This is a genomic window from Crocosphaera sp. Alani8 (assembly GCF_038442745.1).
Taxonomy (GTDB): Bacteria; Cyanobacteriota; Cyanobacteriia; order Cyanobacteriales; family Microcystaceae; genus Crocosphaera.
In genome coordinates this window covers 1-2581 of sequence record NZ_JARVCN010000407.1, presented here as the reverse complement: position 1 = coordinate 2581, position 2581 = coordinate 1, and the positions used below count along the sequence as shown (strand labels likewise).

2 protein-coding genes are annotated in these 2581 nt (G+C 42.3%); both read left to right on the top strand.

Annotated features, from left to right (window positions below; translation table 11 throughout):
- Window positions 1-184: 184 nt before the first annotated feature.
- A complete protein-coding gene (locus P9B04_RS20080; RefSeq protein WP_342056749.1) occupies window positions 185-430 on the top strand; it encodes a helix-turn-helix domain-containing protein in 246 nt (81 codons plus the stop codon).
- Between the two features lie 524 nt (window positions 431-954).
- Window positions 955-2581 (top strand): DUF3854 domain-containing protein (locus tag P9B04_RS20075; protein WP_342056748.1); only part of this gene is annotated, 1627 nt, incomplete at its 3' end.

Sequence of the window (2581 nt, the reverse complement as noted above, 5' to 3'; positions counted from 1 at the left end):
ATCATTGGTTAGTTGCCCCTCCTTTTGGGGTGATGTTTTGAGAAAGGCGATCGCTCACCCTCGTAAAGTTGGCGGTCGCTTTTCTTATGTTTTTATAGTAAAGCACAACTTAGTGGGTGTCAAGTGAGAGCAGATGGGTTATAATAATATGTAGCGTTTCATGTTATACGTTTTAGGAGAAAAAATGATTAAAGCGACACCTATGAAGGTAACGAAGACAGTTGAAAAAGAAGTCCCCAATTTGGGAAAGCGTATTTATGAAGCCAGGATGAGGGATAGGCGTGCGCTAACTCAACTTTGCGGGCTTGTGGGAATGTCAACTCAGAATTGGTACAGGATAGAGTCAGAAAGGCAATCTGTACCAATTGAGACTCTTAGAAAAATGGAAAAAGCTCTCGGTATTGATTTGGGAGTAAGTTTTGATGATTAAATTAGGTCCTATCGTGAGGTAGGGAAGCCCGCGCTGTACCTACTGGATCAGCGTCGGGAGGAGTGTCACAAGATTCGAGAAAATTATTGATTGCTAACACGGCACAACAATTTGAACTCCTTAGTCCCACAGAACTTGGTACTCGGTTAAAGAAGAGTGCGATCGCAGCTTAAAATTTGCCCCTCTTAACCACCCAAGGGGACAAAGCATCAATCACTCATTCACTAATAGCTATGCTTTTGCGTTTAAGCATAGAGTTAGCTGGATATTCAATTAAGTCAAAAAAGAAAAGTTGGAGATGCTTTTCTCGTGTCCACCACTGGTTAAAACTAGCAAGACAACAATGGAGATGCTGTAAAGGTCACTGAAAGAGTTTCTTCACTGCAAGAGGCACTACGAGCGGCTTTGAGCCGGCATCCAACAAAAAAAATCAATTTCTTCTATCATAGTTGTCTTCTCTAGTATTTTCCAAATGGTCATGACAAATAAGCATCTCCAGTAGTACACAAACACTGGAGAAAATCATGAACAACGTCAATGAGCAACACCGCAACGAATGGGTTAAAGGTTCCGCAGTAGCACCCTCAATCGTATATTTGAACGTCAGATCGCTGATCAACACCGATACCTTTGACTTCCTACTCTACTCAGAAAAGGTATCCCGCCGAAATGATGGAAGGATCAACAATGGAACGTTGAAAGCCAATGCCCATTTAGAATTAGGGGGATGGGGAGTCAACGCTATAGATCCAGAAACAGGTGAAGACCAATTGTGGGGACAACTTAAACCCAACACCCCTAAAGTCGGCAAAGATGGGAAAACTAGAAAATATGAAGTCCCACCATTTGAACCGGTGCAACCAATTTGCCTTAAAGTCTCCCATAAGATTGGGTTAAAAGTAGCCAAAAAAGCAGGTTTATTGAAAGAATATAGAGAAAGGATTAGAGAACAATGGATACTGACCGAGGGGATAACATATAAGGAATTTCTACGGTTAAAAGATAAGTTATTCTGGAAGTGGGTAAAGGACAACCCACAAATACCCCTCTCAGTAGTAGAAGGTGTTAAAAAAGCCGGTGCCTTACTAACCCAAGGTCAGGTAGCGGTATCCATCCCAGGAGTATGGAACGGTTCACCCAAAGACTCCGTAGGAATCCCCCAGTTATTGCCACAACTCCAATACTTTGCCCAACCTGGACGGGAGATCGTAGTTATCTTTGACCAAGATGAGAAATTGAAAACACAGGCCAGTGTGATTACAGCCCGTGAAAGATTAGCATCCTGCTTCCGTGATGCTTGCTGTAAAGTAACCTTCCTAAGTTGGGATACACCAGAAAAAGGGATCGATGATGCGATCGCAGTTAATGGACCGAAATGGTTTACTGAGTTATGGGCAACCCGTAGCGTTAACCCTGCACCAATTAAGTTAAGTCAGTTGGAACATGATTTACCCAAATGGAACGAACACAGGGTCTGTGAGTATCTAGCTGAGCTATATAAAGAAACACTTGTTTTTAACGAGGCTACAAAAGATTGGTACTTGTACAATGCTGAAAAGCCAGGAGTATGGGGTTTAATCAGCAAAGAACGCCTAGAACAGAGGTTGATGCTAGAGCTAGACGAGTTGGTGGATAAAGCAGAAACCATCGTTCAACAAATAAAGACAGCGATTGGTGCTGTAAGAAGGAGTAACAGGGATAAAACACAGAAAGCAGACCTGATAGAGCAATTAAAGGCACAGATTCCCAAAGTATCAGACTATAAATTTAGTTTTGTTGAAGCGATCGCAAAAAGGTTGTCGAGGAGAATGCTAGTAGGAAAAATGGCGACAAATTCCAAAAAAGGACTAATTCCCTTCCGTAATGGGGTATTTGACATGAAAACCAAGGAATTAAGCCCACATAGCCCTCAAAACTATTTCACTTGGTGCTTACCTTATGACTATAATCCCTTGGCTGGTTGTGAACCCATTAAGCAATGGTTACTGGAAATGATGGACGGTGATGCTAATTTGGTTGAGCTACTTCGGGCTTTCTTACATGGCATTGTTACTGGTCGTGCTGACTGGCAGAAGTTTTTAGCTTTATGTGGCCCTGGCGGAAGTGGTAAGTCAACGTTAACTCAATTAGCGATCGCACTTGTTGGAATAG